Source organism: Pseudomonas sp. DNDY-54, from assembly GCF_019880365.1.
GTDB lineage: Bacteria > Pseudomonadota > Gammaproteobacteria > Pseudomonadales > Pseudomonadaceae > Stutzerimonas > Stutzerimonas stutzeri_P.
In genome coordinates this window covers 589,568-615,831 of the sequence record NZ_CP082271.1, presented here as the reverse complement: position 1 = coordinate 615,831, position 26,264 = coordinate 589,568, and the positions used below count along the sequence as shown (strand labels likewise).

Genomic DNA, 26,264 nt, shown 5'->3' with positions numbered 1-26,264 from the left:
AATTCCTTACCAAACGATCAGTTCGGTGACTATGGGCGATCAGGCCGTAGCCTTATCGTCCTTCTTGAGACTAGCCGGCGGCCAATTGTCGAGGCGCATGCCGAGGGACAGACCACGTGAAGCCAGAACGTCTTTGATTTCGGTCAGAGACTTCTTGCCCAAGTTTGGCGTTTTCAACAGCTCGACTTCGGTGCGCTGAATCAGATCACCGATGTAGTAGATGTTTTCTGCCTTGAGGCAGTTGGCCGAACGAACGGTCAGTTCCAAGTCATCAACTGGACGCAACAGGATCGGATCAATCTCGTCTTCCTGCTCGACCACGACCGGCTCGCTGTCACCCTTAAGGTCGACAAACGCGGCCAGCTGTTGCTGCAGAATGGTCGCGGCACGACGGATCGCCTCTTCGGGATCCAGGGTTCCGTTGGTTTCCAGATCGATGACCAGCTTGTCCAAGTTGGTACGCTGCTCAACACGAGCGTTTTCGACAACATAAGCAACGCGACGAACCGGGCTGAAAGTGGAGTCGAGCTGAAGACGGCCAATGCTGCGGCTCTCATCTTCATCGCTCTGACGCGCATCCGCCGGCTCGTAGCCACGGCCGCGAGCGACCTTGAGCTTCATGTTAATCGAGCCGTTAGCCGCCAGGTTGGCGATCAGGTGATCGCCATTGACGATTTCGACATCGTGATCCAGCTGGATATCGGCAGCGGTAACAGCGCCCGCGCCCTTCTTCACCAGGCTCAAGGTCACTTCATCACGGCCGTGCAGCTTGATGGCGATACCTTTGAGGTTCAGCAGGATTTCGATGACATCTTCCTGCACGCCCTCGATGGCGCTGTACTCGTGGAGCACACCGTCGATCTCAGCCTCGACCACAGCGCAGCCGGGCATGGAGGACAACAGAATACGACGCAGCGCGTTGCCCAGGGTATGGCCAAAACCACGCTCGAGCGGCTCGAGCGTGATCTTGGCACGGGTCGGACTGACCACCTGCACATCGATATGGCGGGGGGTCAGGAACTCATTTACCGAAATCTGCATGGATACACCTATTTTCTAGCCCTTACTTGGAGTAGAGCTCGACAATCAGGTTTTCGTTGATGTCGGCGGACAGATCACTGCGAGCCGGAACATTCTTGAAAACACCGGATTTCTTGTCGGTATCTACTTCGACCCATTCAACGCGACCGCGCTGTGCGCACAGTTCCAGGGCTTGGGCGATACGCAGCTGGTTACGGCACTTTTCACGAACGGCGACCACGTCACCCGCCTTCACCTGGAAGGACGGAACGTTTACAGTCTTGCCGTTGACGCTGATAGCCTTGTGGGATACCAGCTGACGCGACTCGGCACGAGTGGAGCCGAAGCCCATGCGGTAAACCACATTATCCAGACGGCATTCCAACAGTTGCAGCAGGTTTTCGCCGGTAGCGCCCTTACGGCTGGCCGCTTCCTTGTAATAGCCGCTGAACTGACGTTCGAGCACGCCATAAATACGGCGCACTTTCTGCTTTTCACGCAGCTGTGTGCCGTAGTCAGACAGACGACCACGACGCTGACCATGAACACCCGGTGGGGTTTCGATGTTGCACTTTGATTCGAGCGCGCGCACACCACTCTTCAGAAAGAGATCGGTGCCTTCACGACGAGACAGTTTGCACTTGGGACCAATATAACGAGCCATTTCTCACTGTCTCCTGATTACACGCGACGCTTCTTCGGCGGACGGCACCCGTTGTGGGGGATCGGCGTCACGTCGGTGATGCTGGCGATTTTATAACCACAGCCGTTCAATGCACGAACAGCAGATTCACGACCCGGACCAGGACCCTTGACATTGACGTCGAGGTTCTTGAGGCCATATTCCAGAGCCGCCTGACCAGCACGCTCTGCAGCTACCTGGGCAGCAAACGGTGTGCTTTTACGCGAGCCGCGGAAACCGGACCCACCGGAAGTAGCCCAGGACAACGCGTTGCCTTGGCGGTCAGTGATAGTGATGATGGTGTTATTGAAAGACGCGTGGATATGGGCGATGCCATCAACCACCGTCTTTTTGACTTTCTTACGAGGACGAGCAGCAGGTTTTGCCATGATTAGATTCCTGTCGATGCGCTAACGCGATTACTTGCGGATCGGCTTACGCGGACCCTTGCGGGTGCGAGCGTTGGTCTTGGTACGCTGACCGCGGACCGGCAGACCACGACGATGACGCAGGCCGCGGTAGCAACCCAGGTCCATCAAGCGCTTGATCTTCATGTTGACTTCGCGACGAAGGTCACCTTCAACGATGAACTTGCCCACTTCGCCACGAAGCAGTTCTACCTGCTCGTCGGTGAGATCCTTGATTTTCGCTGCCGGATTCACACCGGTAGCAGCACAGATCGTCTGCGCACGAGTGCGACCGACACCATAGATGTAGGTCAGCGAGATAACAGTGTGCTTGTTATCCGGAATGTTTACGCCTGCAATACGGGCCATTCAGTGAAACTCCAATTGACAGCTACCCAACGCCCCGGAAGCCAAGAAAAGGGCGCGAGATACTAACGCTGTAATAACAAATAATCAACCCGGCAGCGCACTAGCTGCCGGGCTCGAGCCTTAGCTCACAATCAGCCTTGGCGCTGTTTGTGTCGCGGTTCTGCGCTGCAGATCACTCGGACGACGCCTTCGCGACGAACGATCTTGCAGTTGCGGCACAGCTTTTTAACCGATGCACGAACTTTCATGAGCAACTCCTAAAACCTTACGAGCCTAGATCAGCGAAGCATTCCGCTGCCATAGCCCTTCAGGTTGGCTTTTTTCATCAGGGAATCGTACTGGTGAGACATCAGGTGTGATTGAACTTGTGACATAAAGTCCATCACGACCACGACCACGATCAGCAACGACGTCCCGCCAAGGTAGAACGGCACATTAGCAGCCACCACAAGGAACTGAGGCAGCAGGCATACGGCCGTCATGTACAGGGCACCGAACATGGTCAAACGAGTCAATACGCCGTCGATATAGCGTGCCGACTGCTCACCAGGCCGAATCCCCGGAATAAACGCACCGGACTTTTTCAGATTTTCCGCAACGTCTTTCGGATTAAACATCAATGCCGTGTAGAAGAAGCAGAAGAAGATAATCCCGGCGCTGAACAACAGAATGTTCAACGGCTGACCAGGAGCGATCGACTGAGAAATATCAGCCAGCCAACCCATGTTCTCCGACTGACCAAACCACTGCCCCAGAGAAGCCGGAAACAGCAGAATACTGCTGGCAAAAATCGCCGGAATAACACCAGCCATGTTCACCTTCAACGGCAGGTGGCTCGTTTGCGCAGCGAAGACCTTGCGACCCTGCTGACGCTTGGCGTAATGCACAGCGATCCGCCGCTGACCACGCTCGATGAACACCACGAAGCCGATGATGGCAACGGCCAGCAGACCGACAGCCAACAATGCGATGATATTGACATCACCCTGCCGCGCCGACTCGAACGACTGCCCCAGCGCACCAGGGAGACCCGCAACGATACCGGCAAAGATCAGCATTGAGATACCGTTGCCGACACCTCGCTCGGTAATTTGCTCACCTAGCCACATCATGAACATCGCCCCAGCCACAAACGTGGTGATAGCCACGAAGTAGAAGCCGAAGTCTGTGCTGAATGCGACACCCTGACCGGCGAGACCGACCGACATCCCAATGGCCTGCACGATAGCCAGCACAAGCGTACCGTAACGCGTGTATTGACTGATCTTGCGACGACCAGCCTCGCCTTCTTTCTTCAACTGCTCCAATTGCGGACTGACAGCCGTCATGAGCTGCATGATGATCGATGCCGAGATATACGGCATGATCCCCAACGCAAAGATACTCATACGCTCCAGGGCACCACCGGAGAACATGTTGAACAAGCTAAGGATGGTCCCTTCGTTCTGACGGAACAGCTCGGCCAACCTGTCGGGATTTATTCCCGGCACCGGGATGTGTGCGCCAACCCGATAGACGATGATCGCCATCAGCAGAAAACGCAGACGAGCCCAGAGTTCAGAAAGCCCGCCATTACTCAGCGCGGAGAGAGCACCTTGCTTAGCCATTTATTCCTCGAACTTGCCGCCAGCTGCTTCGATAGCCGCACGCGCACCTTTGGTGGCGGCGATGCCCTTCAGAGTTACCGCACGACCAACCTCACCCGACAGCATGACTTTTACGCGCTGAACGTTTTGGTTAATGATGTCGGCATCCTTGAGGCTCTGCACAGTTACGACATCGCCTTGCACCTTTGCCAGCTCGGAGGTGCGCACTTCTGCACGATCCATAGCCTTCAAGGAGACGAAGCCGAACTTAGGCAGACGGCGATGCAAAGGCTGTTGGCCGCCTTCAAAACCGGGAGCGATCTTGCCGCCGGAGCGGGAAGTCTGACCCTTGTGACCACGGCCACCGGTCTTGCCGAGACCGCTGCCGATACCACGGCCCGGACGCAGCTTTTCGCGACGGGCACCTGGCGCAGAACGCAGATCGTTCAGTTGCATGGCTTAGCCCTCCACACGGAGCATGTAATAAGCCTTGTTGATCATGCCGCGATTTTCAGGAGTATCCTGAACTTCGACAGTGTGACCAATGCGACGCAGACCGAGGCCCTTGACGCAAAGCTTGTGATTGGGGATACGACCGCTGACGCTTTTGATCAGCGTGACCTTGACGGTGTTAGCCATGATCAGGAAATCTCCTCAACGCTCTTGCCACGCTTTGCAGCGATCGACTCAGGCGACTGCATGGCTTTCAAACCCTTGAAGGTGGCATGCACCACGTTCACAGGATTGGTAGAGCCATAGCACTTCGCCAGGACGTTCTGCACGCCAGCCACTTCCAGAATGGCGCGCATCGCGCCTCCAGCGATAACGCCGGTACCTTCAGAAGCAGGCTGCATGTAGACCTTGGAGGCGCCGTGAGCAGCCTTGGTGGCGTACTGCAGCGTTGTACCATTCAGGTCAACCTGGATCATATTGCGGCGTGCCGCTTCCATAGCCTTCTGAATGGCCGCAGGGACTTCGCGGGACTTACCGCGACCGAAACCTACACGACCCTTACCATCACCCACTACCGTCAAAGCGGTGAAGGTGAAGATACGACCACCCTTTACTGTCTTGGCGACGCGGTTAACTTGAACCAGCTTCTCAATGTAGCCTTCGTCGCGCTTTTGCTCGTTATATGCCATAACTTAGAACTCCAGCCCGCCTTCACGAGCAGCATCAGCCAGTGCCTTAACACGACCGTGGTACTTGAAGCCAGAACGGTCGAACGCCACCTGGGTGACACCTGCGGCTTTAGCACGCTCAGCGACCAGCTGACCAACTTTTTTGGCAGCGTCGACGTTGCCAGTGGCACCGCCGCGCAGTTCTTTGTCGAGTGTCGAGGCGCTGGCCAGGACCTTTCCGCCGTCGGCCGAAAGGACCTGGGCGTAGATGTGCTGGGAAGACCGGTACACACAAAGGCGTACGGCTTCCAGCTCGCGCATCTTCAGGCGTGCCTTGCGAGCGCGACGCAGACGAGTAACTTTCTTTACGCTCATTTGCTATGCCCTACTTCTTCTTAGCTTCTTTACGACGGACCACTTCGTCCGAGTAACGCACGCCTTTGCCCTTGTAAGGCTCAGGGCGACGGAAGTCACGGATTTCAGCAGCCACCTGACCGACCAGTTGCTTGTCGACACCCTTAATCAGGATATCGGTCTGGCTGGGGGTCTCAGCGGTAACGCCTTGCGGCAGTTCATAGTCCACCGGGTGCGAGAAGCCGAGAGCCAGGGACAGCACTTGACCTTTGGCTTGCGCCTTGTAACCGACACCAACCAGCTGGAGCTTGCGCTCAAAGCCCTGACTGACACCGATCACCATGTTGTTAACCAGCGCGCGGGTGGTACCGGCCATAGCACGGTTCTGCTGATCGCCATTACGCGCAGCAAAACGGAGCTCACCAGCCTCGTGAATCACCTCCACGGACGAGTGTACGTTCAGTTCGAGAGTACCCTTGGCACCCTTCACCGAAAGCTGCTGGCCGGCCATGTTGAATTCAACACCAGCGGGCAGCTTGACGGGGTTCTTAGCAACGCGAGACATGCTTATCCCCCCTTAGAACACTGTGCAGAGCACTTCGCCGCCAACGCCAGCAGCGCGAGCAGCCCGATCAGTCATCACACCTTTATTGGTGGACACGATCGAAACACCCAGACCGCCGCGAACTTTCGGCAACTGATCAACGGATTTGTACTGGCGAAGGCCAGGACGACTTACGCGCTTAAGTTCTTCAATGACCGGACGGCCCTCAAAGTACTTGAGCTCGATAGACAGCTGCGGCTTGGCGTCGCTGCTGACGTTGTATCCTGCGATATAGCCTTCACCTTGAAGAACGTTGGCTACAGCCACCTTCAACGTAGAAGACGGCATGCTTACGACGGACTTTTCGGCCATCTGGGCATTACGGATACGAGTTAGCATGTCCGCTAACGGGTCCTGCATACTCATGGGCGCTTGGCTCCTAATTCAAAAATATAAGCCCGCTAGGGCTCGTGTCGCCCGCTTGATGAGCAGACGCCCAAAGGCGTGACTCGGGCGAGCCGGACATTCTAAAGATAGTTCTGAAACGAATCAAGCCCCATAAGGGGCTTGATTAGACAGCAGCAGTACCGACAGAGACTGCCGAAGCGCTGTTACCAGCTGGCTTTCACCAGACCGGGTACGTCACCACGCATCGCAGCCTGGCGTAGCATATTGCGCGCAAGACCAAACTTGCGATACACACCATGCGGACGGCCAGTTAGGCGGCAGCGGTTGCGCAGGCGCGAAGCACTGGCATCACGCGGTTGCTTCTGCAGCGCAACCTGAGCTTCCCAACGCGCCTCCGAAGACGACTCGGGATTAGCGATGACAGCCTTCAACGCAGCACGCTTCTTTGCGTACTTGGCAACCGTCTGCTGACGCTTCAGCTCGCGGTTTTTCATGCTTTGCTTTGCCATTTCCTACTCCAATTAGTTACGGAACGGGAAGTTGAAGGCACGCAGCAACGCGCGACCTTCCTCGTCCGTTCGAGCAGTAGTGGTCAGCGTGATGTCCAGACCACGCAGGGCATCGATCTTGTCGTAATCGATTTCCGGGAAAATGATCTGCTCTTTCACACCCATGCTGTAATTGCCACGACCGTCGAAGGACTTGGCATTCAGGCCGCGGAAGTCGCGCACCCGAGGCAGGGAGATCGCAAGCAGACGATCCAGGAATTCATACATACGATCGCTGCGCAAGGTCACCTTGACACCAATCGGCCAGCCCTCGCGGACTTTAAAGCCAGCGATGGACTTGCGAGCGTGAGTCACGACGACCTTCTGGCCGGTGATTTTCTCAAGATCGGCAACCGCGTTATCGATGATCTTCTTATCACCGATGGCCTCGCCGATACCCATGTTAAGGGTGATCTTGGTAATGCGCGGAACTTCCATCACGTTACCAAGCTGAAGCTCTTCTTTCAGCTTGGGAGCGATTTGCTTCCGATAAACTTCTTTTAGTCGTGCCATGGTTATCTACCTAGCAGTCTCAAGCTTCAACCGGCTTTTGGGTCGACTTGAAGACACGAATTTTCTTGCCGTCTTCAACCTTGAACCCAACGCGGTCAGCCTTGTTGGTTTCACCATTAAAAATAGCGACGTTAGAGGCGTGCAGAGGCGCCTCCTTTTCGACGATCCCGCCCTGAACGCCCGACATCGGGTTCGGCTTGGTATGACGCTTGACCAGGTTGATACCACCGACGACGAGACGGTCGTCAGCGAGCACCCGGAGCACCTTACCGCGCTTACCCTTGTCTTTGCCGGCGATGACGATGATCTCGTCGTTGCGACGAATCTTTTGCATGCGGCTTCTCCTTACAGCACTTCAGGCGCGAGCGAGACGATCTTCATGAACTTCTCGGAACGAAGCTCACGCGTCACCGGCCCGAAAATACGGGTGCCAATTGGCTCCTGCTTGTTGTTCAGTAGAACAGCAGCATTACCATCGAAGCGAATAATGGAGCCATCCGGACGACGAACACCGTGACGAGTACGGACCACAACAGCAGTCATTACCTGGCCTTTCTTGACCTTGCCACGTGGAATCGCTTCCTTGACGGTAACCTTGATGATGTCGCCGATGCCGGCGTAACGGCGGTGCGAACCGCCGAGCACCTTGATACACATGACGCGACGAGCGCCACTGTTATCCGCCACATCGAGCATTGATTGAGTCTGAATCATATAATTTCTCCGACCCCTAGCCCTTAGACTTCGACGGCACGTTCAATGACATCAACCAACATCCAGCACTTGGTCTTCGCCAGCGGACGAGTCTCGCGGATAGTGACCTTGTCGCCAATACGGCACTGGTTGGTTTCGTCGTGGGCGTGCAGTTTGGTCGAACGCTTCACGTATTTACCGTAGATCGGGTGCTTAACGCGACGCTCGATCAGAACGGTGATGCTTTTGTCCATCTTGTCGCTGACGACGCGGCCAGTCAGCGTGCGGACAGTTTTTTCAACTTCAGCCATGATCACTTACCTGCCTGCTGGTTGAGCACAGTCTTGACACGAGCGATGTCGCGCTTGACTTGCGAGAGCAGGTGCGACTGCCCCAACTGGCCAGTTGCCTTCTGCATACGCAGATTGAACTGGTCGCGCAGCAGCTCGAGCAATTGCTCGTTCAGCTGCTGAGCGGATTTTTCACGAAGTTCATTCGCTTTCATCACATCACCGTCCGCTTAACAAAGGAGGTGGCGAGCGGCAGCTTTGCAGCAGCCAGGGCGAATGCCTCACGCGCCAGCTCTTCGGAAACACCCTCGATCTCGTAGAGCACTTTGCCCGGCTGAATCTGGGCTACCCAGTACTCAACGTTACCCTTACCTTTACCCATCCGCACTTCAAGCGGCTTTTTGGAAATAGGCTTATCGGGGAAAACGCGGATCCAGATCTTGCCGCCACGCTTAACGTGGCGAGTCAACGCACGACGTGCGGACTCGATCTGGCGTGCAGTCAAACGACCACGAGCGACAGATTTAAGAGCGAACTCGCCGAAGCTGACTTTGCTACCGCGCTGAGCCAAGCCACGATTGTGACCGGTCATCTGCTTGCGGAATTTTGTACGCTTAGGTTGTAACATTTGGCGTACTCCTTACTTGGCAGCTTTTTTACGAGGCGCTGGCGCTTGCGGCTTGAGCTCTTCATGGCGACCACCAATCACTTCGCCTTTGAAGATCCAGACCTTGACGCCGATCACACCATATGTGGTGTGCGCTTCGTAGGTGTTGTAGTCGATATCGGCACGCAGGGTGTGCAACGGCACACGACCTTCCCGATACCATTCCGTACGGGCGATTTCAGCCCCACCCAGACGACCGCTCACCTGGATCTTGATGCCTTTGGCACCAATACGCATTGCGTTCTGTACCGCGCGCTTCATGGCGCGACGGAACATAACGCGACGCTCCAGCTGCTGAGCAACGTTCTGTGCTACCAGCATTGCATCGAGTTCCGGCTTGCGGATTTCTTCGATGTTGATGTGCACAGGCACACCCATTTTCTTGGTCAGGTCCTGACGCAGCTTCTCAACATCCTCACCCTTCTTGCCAATCACGATACCGGGACGAGCAGTGTGGATAGTGATGCGTGCTGTCTGAGCCGGACGATGGATATCGATACGGCTTACGGACGCGCTTTTTAATTTGTCTTGGAGGTACTCACGCACGTTCAGATCTGCAAGCAGATAATCGGCGTACGTACGACCGTCTGCGTACCAGACGGAAGTGTGCTCCTTGACGATTCCCAGGCGAATGCCAGTGGGATGTACTTTCTGACCCATCTGATCGACTCCGTTACTTGTCCGCAACCTTGACAGTGATATGGCAAGACCGCTTGACGATGCGATCAGCGCGGCCTTTGGCACGCGGCATGATGCGCTTAAGCGAACGCCCCTCGTTGACGAAAACAGTGGAGACCTTAAGGTCATCCACGTCTGCGCCTTCGTTGTGCTCGGCGTTGGCTACGGCCGACTCCAGCACTTTCTTCATGATCTCGGCGGCTTTCTTACTGCTGAAAGCCAGCAGGTTGAGCGCTTCGCCCACCTTCTTCCCGCGGATCTGGTCGGCGACCAGGCGGGCTTTCTGGGCGGAGATGCGAGCGCCCGACAACTTAGCGGCTACTTCCATCTTTCCTTACCCCTTAGCGCTTGCCTTTCTTGTCCGCTACGTGCCCGCGATAGGTGCGGGTACCAGCGAACTCGCCGAGTTTATGACCGACCATGTCTTCGTTCACAAGAACGGGAACATGTTGACGGCCGTTATGCACAGCGATGGTCAGACCGACCATTTGCGGCAGGATCATGGAACGGCGCGACCAGGTTTTAACCGGCTTGCGATCGTTCTTTTCCATCGCCACTTCGACCTTCTTCAATAGGTGAAGATCGATAAAAGGACCTTTTTTCAGAGAACGCGGCACTGTCGTATCCCTCTAGTTACTTGCGACGACGGACGATCATGTTATCGGTGCGCTTGTTAGAGCGAGTCTTCGCGCCCTTGGTTGGGAAGCCCCATGGCGACACCGGATGACGACCACCGGAGGTACGACCCTCACCACCACCGTGGGGGTGATCGACCGGGTTCATTGCCACACCGCGGACGGTCGGGCGAACACCGCGCCAGCGCTTGGCACCCGCTTTACCCAGCGAACGCAGGCTGTGCTCGGAGTTCGAGACCTCGCCTAATGTCGCACGGCATTCAGCCAGTACTTTGCGCATCTCGCCGGAGCGAAGACGCAGGGTCACGTAGGCACCTTCACGAGCGACCAACTGTGCAGAAGCACCAGCAGAACGAGCGATCTGCGCACCCTTGCCCGGCTTGAGCTCAACACCGTGAACGGTAGAACCAAGCGGAATGTTACGCAGCGGCAGACTGTTGCCAGCCTTGATCGGCGCATTGACGCCAGAAAGCAGCTGATCGCCAGCACTCACGCCTTTGGGCGCGATGATGTAACGACGCTCACCGTCCGCATACTTCAGCAACGCAATGTGCGCAGTGCGGTTCGGATCATATTCAACGCGCTCAACGACGGCAGGAATGCCATCCTTGTTACGACGAAAATCGACCAGACGGTAATGCTGCTTGTGGCCACCACCGATGTGACGCGTGGTGATGCGACCGTTGTTGTTACGACCGCCAGACTTCGACTTCTTCTCGAGCAGCGGAGCATAAGGAGCGCCTTTATGCAGCTCCTGATTGACCACCTTGACCACGAAACGGCGGCCCGCGGAAGTCGGTTTGCATTTAACGATTGCCATGATGCACCCCTTCCTTACTCAGCGTTGCCGGAGAAATCGAGATCCTGGCCCGGCTGAAGCGCGATGTATGCCTTCTTCCAGTCGTTGCGCTTGCCCAGACCGCGAGCGGTACGCTTGGTCTTGCCCTGAACATTCAGAGTACTGACCTTGGCGACCTTCACGTTGAACAGGCTTTCGACGGCCTTCTTGATTTCCAGCTTGGTTGCATCAGTAGCAACCTTGAAAACGAACTGGCTCTTGCTGTCAGCCAGCATGGTTGCCTTCTCGGAGACGTGCGGACCAAGCAGGACTTTGAATACGCGTTCCTGGTTCATCCCAGCAGCTCCTCGAATTTCTTCACAGCCGACACGGTGATCAACACCTTGTCATAGGCGATCAGGCTGACAGGATCGGAACCTTGAACGTCACGAACATCGACGTGCGGCAGGTTGCGAGCCGCCAGGTACAGGTTCTGATCGACAGCATCGGAAACGATCAGTACGTCATTCAGGCCCATACCGGTCAGCTTGTTGGCAAGCAGCTTGGTCTTGGGGCTATCGACAGCGAAATCTTCAACGACGACCAGGCGCTCAGAGCGAACCAATTCAGAAAGAATGGAACGCATCGCCGCACGGTACATCTTCTTGTTGAGCTTCTGCTCATGGTTCTGCGGACGAGCAGCGAAGGTTACGCCACCGCCACGCCAGATCGGACCACGCGAAGTACCCGCACGGGCTCGGCCAGTACCTTTTTGACGCCAGGGACGCTTACCGCCACCCGAGACATCGGAGCGAGTCTTCTGCTGCTTGCTGCCCTGACGACCGCCAGCCATATAGGCCACGACCGCCTGGTGCACCAGCGTCTCGTTGAACTCACCACCAAAGGTTTGCTCGGAGACTTCGATGGCCTGTGCGCCATTTACATTCAATTGCATGTGAACTCCCCCTTACCCGCGAGCCTTGGCGGCCGGACGCACGACAACGTCACCACCGGTGGCGCCGGGCACTGCGCCCTTGACCAGCAGAAGGTTACGCTCGGCATCGACACGCACGATTTCCAGGGACTGCACGGTTACGCGCTCGGCGCCCATGTGCCCGGACATCTTCTTGCCCTTGAAAACACGACCTGGAGTCTGGCACTGGCCAATAGAACCCGGGACGCGGTGGGATACGGAGTTACCGTGAGTATTGTCCTGACCACGGAAATTCCAGCGCTTGATGGTACCGGCAAAGCCTTTACCCTTGGACTGACCGGTGACATCCACCATCTGTCCTGCCTGGAAGATTTCAGCGTTGATCTGGTCACCAACCTGGAACTCCTCGCCATCAAGGCGGAATTCCCAGACGCCACGACCTGCAGCCACGTTCGCCTTAGCGAAATGACCAGCCTGAGCTTTGGTAACACGGGACGCGCGACGCTCACCGACAGTGACCTGCACGGCGCGATAGCCATCGCTCTCTTCATTCTTGAACTGAGTGACGCGATTCGGCTCGATCTCAATGACCGTAACCGGAATAGAGACACCATCTTCGGTGAAAACGCGGGTCATGCCGCATTTACGACCGACTACACCAATAGTCATGTTGTAACCTCTTGAGTGTACGGGGCTTTCACCCGCTATGGCCGCCCATTTCAGAGCGTTACACGACTAAAACTCGAGGTTTTAGCCGAGGCTGATCTGCACTTCCACGCCAGCCGCTAGATCAAGCTTCATCAGCGCATCGACAGTCTTGTCGGTCGGCTGGACGATATCCAGCACACGCTTATGAGTACGGATCTCATACTGGTCGCGCGCATCCTTGTTGACATGCGGAGAAACCAGAACAGTGAACCGCTCTTTGCGGGTCGGCAGTGGAATCGGACCACGCACCTGAGCCCCAGTACGCTTCGCGGTTTCCACGATTTCCTGGGTTGATTGATCGATCAGGCGATGGTCAAAAGCCTTCAACCGAATACGGATTTGTTGGTTTTGCATTTTGACCTCAGACTCCAATTAGCCATCCCTACCAAACGCATACGCCCGGTAAAAGGAGGCGCAATTGTACGGATGGGTCCAGGGGGTGTCAATAAATGATCAAGAATAGAAAAAGGGCCCCGAAGGGCCCTTTCCATCATCGTAGATATTACTCGATGATCTTGGCAACCACACCAGCGCCAACGGTACGGCCGCCTTCGCGAATTGCGAAACGCAGGCCATCTTCCATGGCGATCGGGGCGATCAAGGTGACAACCATCTTGATGTTGTCGCCCGGCATTACCATCTCAACGCCTTCTGGCAGCTCGCAGTTACCGGTCACGTCGGTGGTCCGGAAGTAGAACTGCGGACGATAGCCCTTGAAGAACGGCGTGTGACGGCCGCCTTCTTCCTTGCTCAGGACGTAGACTTCGCCTTCGAACTTAGTGTGCGGCTTGATGGTGCCCGGCTTGGCCAGAACCTGACCACGCTCGACGTCATCACGCTTGGTACCGCGCAGCAGCACGCCGACGTTCTCACCCGCACGACCTTCGTCGAGCAGCTTACGGAACATCTCAACACCGGTGCAGGTGGTCTTGGTGGTGTCACGAATGCCGACGATTTCGATCTCTTCCTGAACCTTGACGATACCGCGCTCAACACGACCGGTCACAACAGTGCCGCGACCAGAGATGGAGAACACGTCTTCGATCGGCATCAGGAATGGCTTGTCGATGGCACGCTCAGGCTCTGGAATGTAGCTATCCAGAGTTTCAACCAGCTTGCGCACGGCCGACACGCCCATTTCGTTGTCATCCTGGCCGTTCAGAGCCATCAGCGCCGAACCGATGATGATCGGAGTGTCGTCGCCCGGGAAATCGTAAGTGCTGAGCAGGTCACGCACTTCCATTTCGACCAGTTCCAGCAGCTCGGCGTCGTCCACCATGTCAGCCTTGTTCAGGAAGACAACGATGTAGGGAACACCAACCTGACGGGACAGCAGGATGTGCTCGCGAGTCTGAGGCATCGGGCCGTCAGCAGCGGAGCAAACCAGGATCGCGCCGTCCATCTGCGCAGCACCGGTGATCATGTTCTTCACATAGTCAGCGTGGCCTGGGCAGTCAACGTGCGCGTAGTGACGGATCGAGGAATCATATTCAACGTGGGAGGTGTTGATGGTGATACCACGAGCCTTCTCTTCCGGCGCGTTGTCGATCTGCGAGAAGTCACGCGCAGAGCCGCCCCAGGTTTCCGCACAGACCTTGGTCAGTGCAGCGGTGAGCGTGGTTTTGCCATGGTCAACGTGACCAATGGTGCCGACGTTCAGGTGCGGTTTGTTACGTTCGAATTTTTCTTTAGCCACGACAGTAAACCTCTTACTTAAAGGGCTGAATCAACCTTGTTTTTTAACCAGTGCTTCGACGATATTCGACGGAGCCTCGGAGTATTTGGAGAATTCCATAGAGTAGCTCGCGCGACCCTGAGACATGGAACGAACGTCGGTCGCATAACCGAACATTTCACCCAGCGGTACTTCGGCACGGATTACCTTGCCGGACACTGTGTCTTCCATACCCTGGATCAAACCACGACGACGATTCAGGTCGCCCATCACGTCACCCATGTAGTCCTCAGGGGTTACCACCTCTACCTTCATGATCGGCTCAAGCACTACACCGCCACCCTTCTGGGCCAGCTGCTTGGTCGCCATGGAAGCGGCCACCTTGAACGCCATCTCGTTGGAGTCGACGTCATGGTAGGAGCCATCGAACACGGTCGCCTTCAGGCCGATAAGCGGATAACCGGCAACAACACCGTTCTTCATCTGCTCTTCGATACCCTTCTGGATGGCCGGTATGTATTCCTTCGGAACCACACCACCCACGACTTCGTTCACAAAGACCAGACCTTCCTGGCCTTCATCTGCCGGCGCAAAACGAATCCAGCAATGACCGAACTGACCACGACCACCCGACTGACGCACGAACTTGCCTTCGATTTCGCAGTTCTTGGTGATTTTCTCGCGGTAGGAAACCTGCGGCTTACCGATGTTCGCCTCAACGTTGAACTCACGCTTCATGCGATCAACGAGGATATCCAGGTGAAGCTCACCCATACCGGAAATGATGGTCTGACCCGTTTCTTCGTCGGTTTTGACTCGGAACGAAGGATCTTCCTGAGCAAGCTTGCCCAGCGCGATACCCATCTTCTCTTGGTCAGCCTTGGTTTTCGGCTCGACTGCTACCGAGATAACCGGCTCGGGGAAATCCATACGCTCAAGGATGATCGGCTTGTCAGCATTGCACAGCGTGTCACCAGTGGTGACGTCCTTCATGCCGATAAGAGCCGCGATATCACCCGCGCGAACTTCCTTGATCTCTTCACGCTGGTTGGCGTGCATCTGCACCATACGACCAACGCGCTCTTTCTTTCCTTTGACCGAGTTGATCACGGAGTCGCCGGAACTCAGGAAACCTGAATAGACCCGCACGAACGTCAGGGTACCAACGAACGGGTCGGTGGCAATCTTGAACGCTAGAGCGGAGAACGGCTCCGCGTCGTCGGCATGACGCTCATCGAAGTCAGCATCAACGAGCTCTTCCTTAGGCTTATCAATGAGATCCGGATGAATGCCCTTGATCGGAGGAATCTCGGTCGGAGCCGGGAGGAACTCGATAACGGCGTCGAGAACAAGAGGAACACCCTTGTTTTTGAAGGACGACCCGCAGACAGCCGGAACGATTTCATTAGCCAGGGTGCGAGCGCGAAGACCAGCTTTGATCTCGTCTATGGTCAGCTCTTCGCCTTCCAGATACTTGTTCATCAGCTCTTCACTGGACTCGGCAGCAGCCTCAACCATGTTGGAGCGCCATTCTTCAGCCAGCTCCAGCATATCGTCAGGAATTTCTTCCTCACGATAGGTAGTGCCCTTGTCTTCGTCGCTCCAGTAGATAGCCTTCATCTTGATCAGGTCGACCTGACCCTGGAAGTTTTCTTCCGAGCCAATGGCGAGCTGAATCGGAACCGGGGTATGACCGAGACGATTCTTGATCTGACTAACGACGCGCAGGAAATTTGCACCCGCACGGTCCATCTTGTTCACGTAAACAACACGCGGAACGCCGTACTTGTTGGCCTGACGCCATACAGTCTCGGACTGAGGCTCTACACCGGAAGTGCCGCAGAAGACAACGACAGCGCCGTCAAGCACGCGCAGCGAGCGCTCTACTTCAATAGTGAAGTCAACGTGGCCGGGGGTGTCGATGACGTTTACGCGATAGTTGTCATACTGACCAGCTGAGCCCTTCCAGAAGGTCGTAACAGCAGCAGAGGTAATAGTGATACCACGCTCCTGCTCCTGCACCATCCAGTCAGTGGTCGCCGCACCGTCGTGAACCTCACCCATTTTATGGCTGAGACCTGTATAAAACAGGATCCGCTCGGTCGTAGTGGTCTTGCCCGCATCAACGTGTGCGCAAATACCAATGTTGCGGTAGCGGTTAATTGCTGTGTTACGAGCCATAAAGCCCTCGCAAGTTGAGTGGTGCCAGAATTAGAAACGGTAGTGCGAGAACGCCTTGTTGGCTTCAGCCATGCGATGCACATCTTCACGCTTCTTCACAGCAGCGCCCTTGCCCTCAAACGCATCCGACAGCTCGCCAGCCAAACGCAGAGCCATGGACTTCTCACCACGCTTACGCGCGGCATCCACCAGCCAGCGCATAGCCAGGGCGTTACGACGGGAAGGACGAACCTCGACCGGAACCTGATAAGTCGCACCACCTACGCGGCGCGACTTCACTTCGACCAGCGGAGCGATGGCGTCGAGTGCTTTTTCGAAGATTTCCAGGGGATCGGTGTTCTTGCGCTCTTTAACCTTTTCCAAGGCACCATAAACGATACGCTCTGCGACGGCTTTCTTGCCGCTCTCCATCACGTGGTTCATGAATTTGGCCAGGATCAGACTTCCGTATTTCGGATCGTCAAGGATCTCGCGCTTGGCTGCTACACGACGTCTTGGCATTGATAAGCCCTCAAACGGTCTTCAGGTTAGCTCGGGACTGTAACGATGACATTACGCCCGACCTTACTCTTATCGACTTAGGTAAATAAAATTCTGATTACTTCGGACGCTTGGTGCCGTACTTGGAACGGCCCTGCTTACGATCCTTAACACCGGAGGTATCCAGCGAACCGCGAACAGTGTGGTAGCGAACACCCGGGAGGTCTTTTACACGACCGCCACGGATCAGCACGACGCTGTGCTCTTGCAGGTTATGACCTTCACCACCAATGTAGGAGGCGACTTCAAAACCGTTGGTCAGGCGAACACGGCAGACTTTACGCAGTGCGGAGTTCGGTTTCTTTGGCGTGGTGGTGTACACACGAGTGCACACGCCACGGCGTTGCGGGCAGTTCTGCAGCGCAGGGACGTCGCTTTTCTCGACGACGCGCTTGCGCGGCTGGCGTACCAGCTGGTTAATCGTTGCCATCTACTAGCTCCACTGTTGTCTTTCGACACAAACGAAAAATGGCAGGGCGCGATGCCCCGCCAATTTAGGGGTACAAGAGTCTAAAGAGCTTCCTGCACACCGTCAAGGTGCGCCCCGACTTACGTCGAGGCGACCCTATCAGTTGCTGCTCGAGTTCAGCGCCTCGGTCAGCGCTGCTTCGACTTCATCAGCACTCACGCGAACCGGCTTGTCAGCTTCACGCTTGCGCTTGCGTTCACTGTGATACTGAAGACCGGTACCCGCGGGAATCAACCGACCTACGACGACGTTTTCTTTCAGGCCGCGCAAGTAATCGCGCTTTCCAGTAACCGCTGCCTCGGTAAGAACCCGAGTGGTTTCCTGGAAAGAGGCAGCCGAAATAAACGATTCGGTAGAGAGCGACGCCTTGGTGATACCCAACAAGACCCGAATATACTTCGAACTGAACTTGTCGTCGCCGGAGAGGCGCTCGTTTTCTTCCAAGACCTGGGTAAGCTCCATCTGGTCGCCCTTGATGAAACTGGAATCCCCCGACTCAGCGACTTCAACCTTGCGCAACATCTGGCGCAGGATGGTCTCGATGTGCTTGTCGTTGATCTTTACGCCCTGCAGGCGGTAAACGTCCTGAATCTCGTTGACGATGTATTTCGCCAGTGCGCTCACGCCAAGCAGTCGCAGGATGTCGTGCGGGTTGCTCGGGCCGTCCGAGATTACCTCACCCTTATTTACCTGTTCGCCTTCAAACACGTTCAGGTGGCGCCACTTCGGAATCAGCTCCTCGTAAGGATCCGTACCATCGGTTGGGGTAATAACCAGACGGCGCTTGCCCTTGGTTTCCTTGCCGAAGGAAATCGTGCCGCTGATTTCTGCGAGGATTGAAGGCTCTTTAGGACGACGAGCCTCAAAGAGGTCCGCAACACGCGGCAGACCACCCGTGATGTCGCGAGTTTTCGAAGTTTCTTGAGGGATACGTGCGATGACGTCACCCACATTGATCTCGGCGCCGTCAGCCACCCCTACCAAGGCGTTCGCAGGCAGGAAATACTGTGCAGGTACGTCGGTACCCGGCAGGAGCAATTCCTTGCCACTGGAATCGACCATCTTGATCGCTGGGCGAATGTCTTTGCCGGAAGCAGGACGATCCTTCGGATCCATCACTTCGATGTTGGTCAAACCGGTGAGCTCATCGGTCTGACGCTTGATGGTGATGTTCTCTTCCATGCCAACGAAGGTCACGACACCCTTCATCTCGGTCACGATCGGGTGAGTGTGCGGATCCCACTTGGCCACGACAGTGCCGGCATCGACCTTGTCGCCTTCCTTGATGGAAATAACAGCACCATACGGGAGCTTGTAACGCTCGCGCTCACGCCCGAAGTCGTCAGCGACAGCCAGCTCACCGGAACGGGAAACCGCGACCAGGGCGCCATCTGCGCGCTCGACGTGCTTCAGGTTATGCAGGCGGATAGTACCCCCGTTCTTGACCATAACGTTGTCAACAGCAGACGTTCGGCTGGCCGCACCACCAATGTGGAACGTACGCATGGTCAGCTGGGTACCAGGTTCACCAATGGACTGGGCAGCAATAACGCCTACCGCCTCACCGATGTTGACCTGATGACCACGTGCCAAGTCACGCCCGTAGCACTTGGCGCAGATCCCGTAGCGGGTTTCGCAGCTGATGGGCGAACGAACGACAACTTCGTCGATGCTGTTCAGCTCGATGAAATCGACCCATTGCTCATCAACCAGAGTACCGGCTGGTACAAGGACTTCCTCGGTACCAGGCTTGAGTACATCACGAGCAATAACGCGACCCAGTACACGCTCACCCAATGGCTCGACGACGTCGCCGCCTTCGATGTGCGGCGTCATGAAGAGCCCCTGCTCGGTACCGCAATCCACTTCGGTAACAACCAGATCCTGCGCGACGTCTACCAGACGGCGGGTCAAGTAACCGGAGTTCGCGGTTTTCAGCGCGGTATCCGCCAGACCTTTACGAGCACCGTGAGTGGAGATGAAGTACTGGAGTACGTTCAGACCTTCACGGAAATTCGCTGTAATCGGCGTCTCGATGATCGAGCCATCCGGCTTGGCCATCAGGCCACGCATACCGGCCAACTGACGGATCTGGGCAGCGGAACCCCGCGCGCCCGAGTCGGCCATCATATACATGGAGTTGAACGAGTCCTGCTCAGCCTCATTGCCGTCGCGGTCGATGACCTTCTCCTTCGAGAGGTTAGCCATCATCGCCTTGGACACTTCATCGTTGGCCTTGGACCAGAGGTCGATCACCTTGTTGTACTTCTCACCCTGAGTCACCAGGCCAGAGGCGTACTGCGATTCGATCTCCTTCACTTCCTCGGTCGCCGCATCGATGATCCGGGCCTTTTCGTCCGGGATGACGAAGTCATTAACGCCAATCGACACACCGGAGATAGTGGAATAAGCGAAACCGGTGTACATCAGCTGGTCAGCGAAGATGACGGTGTCCTTCAGACCAACCGTGCGGTAGCACAGGTTAATCAACTTGGAGATCGCCTTCTTTTTCATCGGCTGGTTGACCACATCGAACGGCAGACCCGCCGGAACGACCTGGAACAGCAGAGCGCGACCGACCGTGGTATCGACGATACGCACGTTCTTGGTAATGGAGCCGTCGCGATCCTTGATGGTCTCGTTGATCCGAACCTTAACGCGAGCGTGCAGCGATGCCTCGCCAGCACGGAACACACGGTCGACTTCCTGCAGGTCGGCGAACACGCGCCCCTCGCCCTTGGCGTTGATCGCCTCGCGGGTCATGTAGTACAGACCGAGGACGACGTCCTGCGACGGCACGATGATCGGCTCGCCGTTGGCGGGCGACAGGATGTTGTTGGTGGACATCATCAGCGCACGCGCTTCCAGCTGGGCTTCCAGCGTCAGCGGCACGTGAACGGCCATCTGGTCACCGTCGAAGTCGGCGTTGTACGCGGCGCAGACCAGCGGATGCAGCTGGATCGCCTTGCCTTCGATCAGGACCGGCTCGAACGCCTGGATACCGAGACGGTGCAGGGTCGGCGCGCGGTTGAGCAGCACGGGATGTTCACGGATGACTTCAGCGAGAACGTCCCATACCTCTGGCAGTTCACGCTCGACCATCTTCTTGGCGGCCTTGATCGTGGTCGCCATGCCACGCATTTCCAGCTTGCCGAAAATGAACGGCTTGAACAGCTCGAGGGCCATCTTCTTCGGCAGACCGCACTGATGCAGACGCAGGGTCGGGCCAACGGTGATCACCGAACGACCGGAATAGTCCACGCGCTTGCCGAGCAGGTTCTGACGGAAACGCCCCTGCTTGCCCTTGATCATGTCGGCCAGGGATTTCAGCGGGCGCTTGTTCGAACCGGTGATGGCACGGCCGCGACGGCCGTTGTCCAGCAGGGCGTCGACAGCTTCCTGCAGCATGCGCTTTTCGTTGCGCACGATGATGTCCGGCGCCGACAGGTCGAGCAGGCGCTTCAGACGGTTGTTACGGTTGATCACACGACGATACAGATCATTGAGATCCGATGTCGCGAAACGGCCGCCATCCAGCGGAACCAGCGGACGCAGGTCCGGCGGCAGAACCGGCAGCACGGTCAGTACCATCCACTCAGGCAGGTTGCCCGAGCCATGGAAGGCTTCCATCAGCTTGAGGCGCTTAGACAGCTTTTTGATCTTGGTTTCCGAGTTGGTCTGCGGAATCTCTTCGCGCAGCCGACCGATCTCGTGCTCCAGGTCGATTTCGTGCAGCAGCTCGCGCACCGCTTCAGCGCCCATGCGGGCATCGAAGTCGTCACCGAACTCTTCCAACGCTTCGAAATACTGTTCATCGTTGAGCAGCTGACCCTTCTCGAGGGTGGTCATGCCCGGATCAATCACCACGTAGCTTTCGAAATAAAGCACACGCTCGATGTCACGCAGGGTCATGTCCAGCAGCAGGCCGATACGGCTCGGCAACGACTTCAGGAACCAGATGTGAGCAACCGGCGAAGCCAGCTCAATGTGGGCCATACGCTCACGGCGCACCTTCGCCAGCGCAACTTCAACGCCGCACTTCTCACAGATAACGCCACGATGCTTGAGGCGCTTGTACTTACCGCACAGGCACTCATAGTCCTTGACCGGGCCAAAGATCTTGGCGCAGAACAGGCCGTCGCGCTCGGGCTTGAACGTACGATAGTTGATGGTCTCTGGCTTCTTGACTTCACCAAAGGACCAGGAACGGATCATCTCGGGCGAAGCCAATGCAATCTTGATGGCATCGAACTCTTCGATTTGACCCTGGTTTTTCAACAGATTCAGCAAGTCTTTCAAGGCCTTTCCTCCTCACGGACCTGCGACGGCCGGCTGATGCCGGACGCCGCATAGGCGGTGCGTGGTTATTCGGTTTCCAGATCGATGTCGATACCGAGCGAGCGGATCTCTTTGATCAACACGTTGAAGGACTCCGGCATGCCGGGCTCCATACGGTGATCGCCGTCCACGATGTTCTTGTACATCTTGGTCCGCCCGTTCACGTCGTCCGACTTGACCGTGAGCATTTCCTGCAGGGTGTAGGCGGCACCATAGGCTTCCAGTGCCCATACCTCCATCTCCCCGAAACGCTGGCCACCGAACTGCGCCTTACCACCCAGCGGCTGCTGAGTAACCAGGCTGTAGGAACCGGTGGAACGCGCGTGCATCTTGTCGTCGACCAAGTGGTTGAGCTTGAGCATGTACATGTAACCAACCGTGGTGGTGCGCTCGAACTTGTTACCGGTACGACCATCAAACAGCTGCATCTGACCGCTCTCAGGCAGATCAGCCAGCTTCAGCATGGCCTTGATCTCACGCTCCTTGGCACCGTCGAACACCGGCGTTGCCATTGGCACGCCACCGCGAAGGTTTTTCGCCAAATCGAGGATTTCCTGGTCGCTGAAGCTTTCCAGGTTTTCCTGACGGCCACCGATCTCGTTATAGATTTCGGTGAGGAACTTGCGTAGCTCAGCGACCTTACGCTGCTCTTCCAGCATGCGATTGATCTTTTCACCCAACCCCTTGGCCGCGAGGCCCAGGTGGGTTTCAAGAATCTGACCGACGTTCATACGCGACGGAACACCCAACGGGTTCAGCACGATATCGACCGGCGTGCCGTTGGCATCGTGAGGCATATCTTCAACCGGCATGATGACCGAGACTACACCCTTGTTGCCGTGGCGGCCTGCCATCTTGTCGCCAGGCTGGATGCGACGTTTGATTGCCAAGTACACCTTGACGATCTTCAGTACGCCCGGCGCCAGGTCGTCGCCCTGCTGGAGCTTGCGCTTCTTATCTTCGAACTTGTCGTCGAGCAGCTGACGGCGGTCGGAAATGTAGGCCTGCGCCTTCTCCAGCTGCTCGTTGAGCGCGTCCTCGGCCATGCGCAGCTTGAACCACTGCCCATGCTCGAGTCCATCAAGGGTCTCGTCAGTGATGACCGCGCCTTTCTTAAGGCCCGCACCACCCTCTACAGTCGCGCCGACAAGTGCGGAACGCAGACGCTCGAAGGTTGCACCCTCAACGATGCGGAACTCTTCGTTCAGATCCTTACGGATCTCGTCCAATTGCATCTTCTCGATCGCAAGTGCGCGGGAATCTCGCTCTACGCCATCACGGATGAAGACCTGAACGTCGATGACCGTGCCCTTGGTACCAGTCGGCACGCGCAGGGAGGTGTCTTTAACGTCCGACGCCTTTTCACCAAAGATCGCACGCAGCAGCTTCTCTTCGGGCGTCAGCTGGGTTTCGCCCTTCGGCGTGACCTTGCCAACCAGGATGTCGCCAGCGCCTACTTCAGCACCGACGTAAACGATGCCCGCCTCGTCCAGCTTGTTCAGCGCAGCTTCGCCCACGTTCGGAATGTCCGCCGTGATCTCTTCTGGGCCGAGCTTGGTGTCGCGGGAAACGCAGGTCAGTTCCTGAATGTGAATGGTTGTGAAACGATCTTCCTGAACCACACGCTCCGACAGGAGAATGGAGTCTTCGAAGTTGTAGCCGTTCCAAGGCATGAACGCGACGCGCATGTTCTGCCCGAGCGCCAGCTCACCCATGTCAGTGGACGGACCGTCTGCCATGATGTCGCCACGCTCGACTACATCACCCTTGCTCACGAGCGGGCGCTGATTGATGCAGGTGTTCTGGTTGGAACGGGTGTACTTGGTCAGGTTGTAGATGTCGACGCCGGCTTCACCGGTTTCAACTTCCGCATCATGCACACGCACAACCACACGGCTCGCATCGACCGAGTCAATCACGCCGCCACGACGGGCTACAACGCAAACGCCAGAGTCGCGCGCAACGTTACGCTCCATCCCGGTGCCGACCAGCGGTTTGTCCGAACGCAGGGTCGGTACAGCCTGACGCTGCATGTTCGAGCCCATTAGAGCGCGGTTGGCGTCGTCGTGCTCGAGGAATGGAATCAGCGATGCGGCAACGGATACGACCTGCTTCGGCGATACGTCCATCAGGGTCACGTCTTCCGGCGCCTTGACCGTAAATTCGTTCTGATGACGAACAGCAACCAGCTCGTCGACCAACTTACGACCGTCCAGCTTGGCGCTGGCCTGCGCAATGACGTGGTCAGCTTCTTCGATTGCCGACAGGAACACGATCTCGTCGGTAACTTCGCCTTCCTTCACAACGCGGTACGGGCTTTCCAAGAAGCCGTACTGGTTGGTGCGGGCGTAGGCCGCCAGCGAGTTGATCAAACCGATGTTTGGGCCTTCCGGCGTCTCGATCGGGCACACCCGGCCGTAATGGGTCGGGTGTACGTCGCGCACTTCAAAGCCTGCACGTTCGCGGGTCAGACCGCCCGGGCCGAGCGCAGAGACACGACGCTTGTGCGTGATCTCTGACAGCGGGTTGTTCTGGTCCATGAACTGCGACAACTGGCTGGAGCCGAAGAATTCCTTCACCGCTGCCGCAACCGGCTTGGCGTTGATCAGATCCTGCGGCATCAGGCCTTCGCTTTCGGCCATCGACAGACGTTCCTTGACCGCACGCTCAACGCGCACAAGACCGACACGGAACTGGTTCTCGGCCATCTCGCCAACACAACGGACACGGCGGTTACCCAGGTGGTCGATATCGTCGACTACGCCTTTACCGTTACGGATGTCGACCAGAGTCTTCAATACCGCAACGATATCTTCGCGACTGAGTACGCCAGAACCTTCGATCTCAGTACGACCGATGCGGCGGTTGAACTTCATCCGCCCTACAGCCGACAAATCGTAACGTTCCGATGCGAAGAATAGATTGTTGAATAACGTCTCGGCAGCGTCCTTGGTTGGCGGCTCGCCAGGACGCATCATGCGGTAGATCTCAACCAACGCTTCGAGTTGATTGGTGGTCGAATCGATCTTCAGCGTGTCGGAAATGAACGGCCCACAATCGATGTCGTTGGTGTACAGCGTTTCAAAGCGCACGACCTGCGCCTTGACCAGCTTGGCCAGCACTTCGACGGTCAGCTCGGTGTTGCACTCGGCAATGATTTCACCAGTGGCGGGGTGAACAATAGCCTTCGCCGTAGTGCGACCCAGCACGTAGTCCATCGGCATATCGAGCGCCTTGATGCCGGACTTGTCGAGCTGGTTGATATGGCGCGCTGTAATCCGGCGGCCCTGCTCAACGATTACCTTGCCATTCTCGTCCTTGATGTCGAACGAAGCGATCTCGCCACGCAGACGCTGAGGTACAAGCTCGAGGCTCAGCGCTTCACCCTTAACATGGAACACGTTGGTGTCGTAGAACGCATCGAGGATTTCTTCGGTGCTGTAATTCAAGGCGCGGAGCAACACGGACGCCGGCAACTTACGACGACGGTCGATACGCACGAAAACAGCGTCCTTCGGATCGAACTCGAAGTCCAACCAGGATCCGCGGTACGGAATGATGCGAGCAGAATAAAGCAGCTTGCCCGAGCTGTGGGTCTTGCCGCGGTCGTGATCGAAGAATACGCCTGGCGAACGGTGCAACTGAGACACGATAACGCGCTCGGTACCGTTGATAATGAAGGTACCGTTCTCGGTCATCAGGGGGATTTCCCCCATGTAGACTTCCTGCTCCTTGATGTCCTTGATCGCCTTGCTCGAGGATTCCTTATCAAAGATGATCAGGCGCACTTTCACTCGCAGCGGGACAGCAAAGGTCACGCCGCGCAACACGCATTCCTTGACGTCGAAGGCCGGGTCGCCCAGGCGATAGCCGACGTACTCCAGCGCTGCGTTGCCAGAATAGCTGATTATCGGAAAAACGGATTTGAAGGCTGCATGCAAGCCAATGTCGCGGAATTGATCCTTGGTCGCTCCCGCCTGCAGGAATTCGCGGTACGAATCCAGCTGGATGGCCAAAAGATACGGCACGTCCATAACGTGCGGTAACTTGCTAAAGTCCTTGCGGATTCGTTTTTTCTCAGTGTATGAGTAAGCCATCAGCGTTCCCCAGCTTGGTCACCTGCTTG

General features: G+C 56.6%; 33 protein-coding genes. All 33 read right to left on the bottom strand.

The features are described from left to right. Positions 1 to 39: 39 nt before the first annotated feature. The 33 genes from K4O48_RS02975 to rpoB all read right to left on the bottom strand — a co-directional run bounded on the left by K4O48_RS02975 (position 40) and on the right by rpoB (position 26,235). Positions 40 to 1,041 carry a DNA-directed RNA polymerase subunit alpha gene (locus K4O48_RS02975; RefSeq protein ID WP_168426053.1) on the bottom strand — a complete coding sequence of 334 codons (1,002 nt, stop codon included), beginning with the start codon at positions 1,039 to 1,041 and terminating at the stop codon, positions 40 to 42. Between the two features lie 22 nt (positions 1,042 to 1,063). Beyond that, on the bottom strand, positions 1,064 to 1,684 hold the full coding sequence (gene rpsD, locus K4O48_RS02970) for a 30S ribosomal protein S4 (RefSeq protein WP_222910664.1): 621 nt from the start codon (positions 1,682 to 1,684) through the stop codon (positions 1,064 to 1,066). Positions 1,685 to 1,701: 17 nt separating this feature from the next. Beyond that, a complete protein-coding gene (gene rpsK, locus K4O48_RS02965; RefSeq protein ID WP_014854207.1) occupies positions 1,702 to 2,091 on the bottom strand; it encodes a 30S ribosomal protein S11 in 390 nt (129 codons plus the stop codon). A 30-nt stretch (positions 2,092 to 2,121) separates the two neighbouring features. Beyond that, a complete protein-coding gene (rpsM, locus tag K4O48_RS02960) occupies positions 2,122 to 2,478 on the bottom strand; it encodes a 30S ribosomal protein S13 (protein WP_073301056.1) in 357 nt (118 codons plus the stop codon). A 131-nt stretch (positions 2,479 to 2,609) separates the two neighbouring features. Continuing rightward, positions 2,610 to 2,726: a 50S ribosomal protein L36 gene (gene rpmJ / locus K4O48_RS02955; protein ID WP_014854209.1), complete on the bottom strand. Its 117-nt coding sequence runs from the start codon at positions 2,724 to 2,726 to the stop codon at positions 2,610 to 2,612. Between the two features lie 30 nt (positions 2,727 to 2,756). Further along, positions 2,757 to 4,085 (bottom strand): preprotein translocase subunit SecY, encoded by a 1,329-nt coding sequence (gene secY / locus K4O48_RS02950; protein WP_168426055.1) that lies wholly within the window; start codon positions 4,083 to 4,085, stop codon positions 2,757 to 2,759. Then, the gene (gene rplO / locus K4O48_RS02945) at positions 4,086 to 4,520 is read right to left on the bottom strand and encodes a 50S ribosomal protein L15 (protein WP_222910663.1); all 435 of its coding nucleotides are present in this window, start codon (positions 4,518 to 4,520) and stop codon (positions 4,086 to 4,088) included. It abuts the gene before it with no gap. A 3-nt stretch (positions 4,521 to 4,523) separates the two neighbouring features. Then, the gene (rpmD, locus tag K4O48_RS02940) at positions 4,524 to 4,703 is read right to left on the bottom strand and encodes a 50S ribosomal protein L30 (RefSeq protein ID WP_003281818.1); all 180 of its coding nucleotides are present in this window, start codon (positions 4,701 to 4,703) and stop codon (positions 4,524 to 4,526) included. Between the two features lie 2 nt (positions 4,704 to 4,705). After that, entirely contained in the window at positions 4,706 to 5,206 is a 501-nt protein-coding gene (gene rpsE / locus K4O48_RS02935) for a 30S ribosomal protein S5 (RefSeq protein WP_019339966.1), read from the bottom strand. Positions 5,207 to 5,209: 3 nt separating this feature from the next. Continuing rightward, on the bottom strand, positions 5,210 to 5,560 hold the full coding sequence (gene rplR, locus K4O48_RS02930) for a 50S ribosomal protein L18 (protein WP_181295932.1): 351 nt from the start codon (positions 5,558 to 5,560) through the stop codon (positions 5,210 to 5,212). Positions 5,561 to 5,570: 10 nt separating this feature from the next. Then, positions 5,571 to 6,104: a 50S ribosomal protein L6 gene (gene rplF, locus K4O48_RS02925; RefSeq protein ID WP_222910662.1), complete on the bottom strand. Its 534-nt coding sequence runs from the start codon at positions 6,102 to 6,104 to the stop codon at positions 5,571 to 5,573. 12 nt (positions 6,105 to 6,116) lie between these two features. Beyond that, positions 6,117 to 6,509 carry a 30S ribosomal protein S8 gene (gene rpsH / locus K4O48_RS02920; RefSeq protein ID WP_003281824.1) on the bottom strand — a complete coding sequence of 131 codons (393 nt, stop codon included), beginning with the start codon at positions 6,507 to 6,509 and terminating at the stop codon, positions 6,117 to 6,119. Between the two features lie 185 nt (positions 6,510 to 6,694). Further along, complete coding sequence (gene rpsN, locus K4O48_RS02915; RefSeq protein WP_222910661.1) at positions 6,695 to 7,000, bottom strand: 30S ribosomal protein S14; 306 nt, start codon at positions 6,998 to 7,000, stop codon at positions 6,695 to 6,697. Positions 7,001 to 7,012: 12 nt separating this feature from the next. Continuing rightward, positions 7,013 to 7,552, bottom strand: a complete 540-nt coding sequence (gene rplE, locus K4O48_RS02910) for a 50S ribosomal protein L5 (protein WP_222910660.1) — start codon at positions 7,550 to 7,552, stop codon at positions 7,013 to 7,015. Positions 7,553 to 7,571: 19 nt separating this feature from the next. Next, complete coding sequence (rplX, locus tag K4O48_RS02905) at positions 7,572 to 7,886, bottom strand: 50S ribosomal protein L24 (RefSeq protein ID WP_019339971.1); 315 nt, start codon at positions 7,884 to 7,886, stop codon at positions 7,572 to 7,574. Positions 7,887 to 7,897: 11 nt separating this feature from the next. Further along, on the bottom strand, positions 7,898 to 8,266 hold the full coding sequence (gene rplN / locus K4O48_RS02900; RefSeq protein ID WP_003289207.1) for a 50S ribosomal protein L14: 369 nt from the start codon (positions 8,264 to 8,266) through the stop codon (positions 7,898 to 7,900). A 23-nt stretch (positions 8,267 to 8,289) separates the two neighbouring features. Continuing rightward, complete coding sequence (gene rpsQ / locus K4O48_RS02895) at positions 8,290 to 8,556, bottom strand: 30S ribosomal protein S17 (RefSeq protein WP_222910659.1); 267 nt, start codon at positions 8,554 to 8,556, stop codon at positions 8,290 to 8,292. Positions 8,557 to 8,558: 2 nt separating this feature from the next. Next, positions 8,559 to 8,750, bottom strand: coding sequence for a 50S ribosomal protein L29 (rpmC, locus tag K4O48_RS02890; protein ID WP_003289209.1), 192 nt, complete (start codon positions 8,748 to 8,750; stop codon positions 8,559 to 8,561). Then, the gene (gene rplP / locus K4O48_RS02885; RefSeq protein WP_003176421.1) at positions 8,750 to 9,163 is read right to left on the bottom strand and encodes a 50S ribosomal protein L16; all 414 of its coding nucleotides are present in this window, start codon (positions 9,161 to 9,163) and stop codon (positions 8,750 to 8,752) included. The genes rpmC and rplP overlap by 1 nt, the downstream gene beginning before the upstream one ends. A gap of 12 nt (positions 9,164 to 9,175) precedes the next feature. Then, positions 9,176 to 9,862, bottom strand: coding sequence for a 30S ribosomal protein S3 (rpsC, locus tag K4O48_RS02880; protein ID WP_222910658.1), 687 nt, complete (start codon positions 9,860 to 9,862; stop codon positions 9,176 to 9,178). A 13-nt stretch (positions 9,863 to 9,875) separates the two neighbouring features. Next, positions 9,876 to 10,208 (bottom strand): 50S ribosomal protein L22, encoded by a 333-nt coding sequence (rplV, locus tag K4O48_RS02875; RefSeq protein ID WP_003103908.1) that lies wholly within the window; start codon positions 10,206 to 10,208, stop codon positions 9,876 to 9,878. 13 nt (positions 10,209 to 10,221) lie between these two features. Further along, positions 10,222 to 10,497: a 30S ribosomal protein S19 gene (gene rpsS / locus K4O48_RS02870; protein ID WP_019339974.1), complete on the bottom strand. Its 276-nt coding sequence runs from the start codon at positions 10,495 to 10,497 to the stop codon at positions 10,222 to 10,224. Positions 10,498 to 10,513: 16 nt separating this feature from the next. Then, positions 10,514 to 11,335, bottom strand: a complete 822-nt coding sequence (rplB, locus tag K4O48_RS02865; RefSeq protein ID WP_122166182.1) for a 50S ribosomal protein L2 — start codon at positions 11,333 to 11,335, stop codon at positions 10,514 to 10,516. Between the two features lie 14 nt (positions 11,336 to 11,349). Continuing rightward, on the bottom strand, positions 11,350 to 11,649 hold the full coding sequence (gene rplW / locus K4O48_RS02860) for a 50S ribosomal protein L23 (protein ID WP_021209378.1): 300 nt from the start codon (positions 11,647 to 11,649) through the stop codon (positions 11,350 to 11,352). Beyond that, positions 11,646 to 12,248: a 50S ribosomal protein L4 gene (gene rplD / locus K4O48_RS02855; protein WP_127838370.1), complete on the bottom strand. Its 603-nt coding sequence runs from the start codon at positions 12,246 to 12,248 to the stop codon at positions 11,646 to 11,648. Before rplD ends, rplW begins: the two co-directional genes overlap by 4 nt. A gap of 12 nt (positions 12,249 to 12,260) precedes the next feature. Next, positions 12,261 to 12,896, bottom strand: coding sequence for a 50S ribosomal protein L3 (rplC, locus tag K4O48_RS02850; RefSeq protein WP_045160596.1), 636 nt, complete (start codon positions 12,894 to 12,896; stop codon positions 12,261 to 12,263). 81 nt (positions 12,897 to 12,977) lie between these two features. After that, the gene (gene rpsJ / locus K4O48_RS02845) at positions 12,978 to 13,289 is read right to left on the bottom strand and encodes a 30S ribosomal protein S10 (protein WP_003186070.1); all 312 of its coding nucleotides are present in this window, start codon (positions 13,287 to 13,289) and stop codon (positions 12,978 to 12,980) included. A gap of 148 nt (positions 13,290 to 13,437) precedes the next feature. Beyond that, a complete protein-coding gene (tuf, locus tag K4O48_RS02840; RefSeq protein WP_073301046.1) occupies positions 13,438 to 14,631 on the bottom strand; it encodes an elongation factor Tu in 1,194 nt (397 codons plus the stop codon). A gap of 30 nt (positions 14,632 to 14,661) precedes the next feature. Continuing rightward, positions 14,662 to 16,791, bottom strand: a complete 2,130-nt coding sequence (fusA, locus tag K4O48_RS02835) for an elongation factor G (RefSeq protein ID WP_222910657.1) — start codon at positions 16,789 to 16,791, stop codon at positions 14,662 to 14,664. A gap of 30 nt (positions 16,792 to 16,821) precedes the next feature. Beyond that, positions 16,822 to 17,292, bottom strand: coding sequence for a 30S ribosomal protein S7 (rpsG, locus tag K4O48_RS02830; RefSeq protein ID WP_019342051.1), 471 nt, complete (start codon positions 17,290 to 17,292; stop codon positions 16,822 to 16,824). Positions 17,293 to 17,389: 97 nt separating this feature from the next. Further along, positions 17,390 to 17,761, bottom strand: coding sequence for a 30S ribosomal protein S12 (gene rpsL, locus K4O48_RS02825; protein ID WP_025240342.1), 372 nt, complete (start codon positions 17,759 to 17,761; stop codon positions 17,390 to 17,392). Between the two features lie 138 nt (positions 17,762 to 17,899). Then, positions 17,900 to 22,099: a DNA-directed RNA polymerase subunit beta' gene (gene rpoC, locus K4O48_RS02820; protein ID WP_222910656.1), complete on the bottom strand. Its 4,200-nt coding sequence runs from the start codon at positions 22,097 to 22,099 to the stop codon at positions 17,900 to 17,902. 65 nt (positions 22,100 to 22,164) lie between these two features. Further along, positions 22,165 to 26,235 carry a DNA-directed RNA polymerase subunit beta gene (rpoB, locus tag K4O48_RS02815; RefSeq protein ID WP_222910655.1) on the bottom strand — a complete coding sequence of 1,357 codons (4,071 nt, stop codon included), beginning with the start codon at positions 26,233 to 26,235 and terminating at the stop codon, positions 22,165 to 22,167. Between the last annotated feature and the right edge of the window lie 29 nt (positions 26,236 to 26,264).